Source organism: Phocaeicola sp. ICN-14070 (assembly GCF_037892625.1).
GTDB lineage: Bacteria > Bacteroidota > Bacteroidia > Bacteroidales > Bacteroidaceae > Phocaeicola > Phocaeicola plebeius.
Genome location: NZ_JBBKBF010000151.1, coordinates 1 through 1,277 on the forward strand (window position 1 = coordinate 1; position 1,277 = coordinate 1,277).

Genomic DNA, 1,277 nt, shown 5'->3' on the forward strand with positions numbered 1-1,277 from the left:
TTGTTTATAATTTAGTTCTTTGACATTTTTGTAATCGCAATTGGTAAGTATCTCTCTTACAGGCGTTTTATCCAGTAGAGAAAAACTCAAAATTTGTAGGATTTCGTAGATTGGACGGTTAACTTTCAATTTGTAAGCGACAATGGCAACCAGACAGTATGTTATGATGGCACAGTAGACTTGTGTCTTGACTGCATTCATCGTGGTTCCCCAAAAAGATTTTACTTTCAGGTGTTGCTTTATCCATTTGAAAAATAGTTCCACCTGCCAACGGTTCTTGTATAGCAAGGCTACTTCCTCTGCTGAGAGTTCCATGTTGTTGGTGATGAACACAAATTCTCTGCCCAGTTCTTCATCGTAGTATTTAACCCGCCGAAGTTTGGCCGGATATGCTTTGAGCGATTTATACGTTTCAAGTATTCCAATCTGGTCACATTTTATTCCGGTTGTTTTATCGACTTCACGGGAATACATTCTACGGAATCTCATATTATCCTTTGCACGTGTAACGAAGTAAGCACCACAGGTGTGAAGCTTATGCAAACGGGTGAAGTCAACATATCCTTTATCCATGATATAGAAACTTCCCTTTTCATAACTCAACTCATCCAGCATGTTTACGTCATGTACTTTAGCATTGGTTACCAGTACGATTGTCGGTATGGAAGTCTTTACATCATACAAGGTATGAAGTTTGATGCCTCCTTTGTGTTTCCTAAATTCCGCCCACCAAAAAACATTCAGACAAAGGTCTATGGTGGAGGAATCAAAGGCATAAACATTACCGTCAACTTTCACCTCGAAGTCATTTTTGTTGTAGCTATTACGGGCTTCCGCAATCAGGGTATAAGCAAATTCTTCGTAGATACGATAATCTCTATTCCGGTTTGCTTTCCCCAGATTGGTACGGCTAACTGTTGCACCGAATCCCAAGTGATAGTACTTGCTCTTGTGTGCCTCAAGGCTGAGCATAAGCTCACGCATACTATCTCGGGCGGTCAGTTGTCCGAAAATCATGCACAGCATCTGATTCCAACAGGTGAATGTTCTGATTTTCTTATTCCCGGAATACTTCTCTACCAAACGGTCAAAGACACGACGGGGAAGAAAATCTGTAAGTTGAGCGAAGATATATTTGCCTTGGTTCATTGTTTTTAGCTTTTGGACAAAGCTAAAACAACTTTTCAATTCAAATCGTCACGCTCCAAAAAGATATTTAACTATGCGATTATCAAAGATTTCAAAGAACGATGTTTAATTTAAAGTGCCCACTAGTG

General features: G+C 39.7%; 1 protein-coding gene. It reads right to left on the minus strand.

Features of this window, described 5'->3' with window-relative positions; genetic code table 11:
* Positions 1-1,149 (minus strand): IS4 family transposase (locus WKT20_RS17990; protein ID WP_340417861.1); only part of this gene is annotated, 1,149 nt, incomplete at its 3' end.
* Between the last annotated feature and the right edge of the window lie 128 nt (positions 1,150-1,277).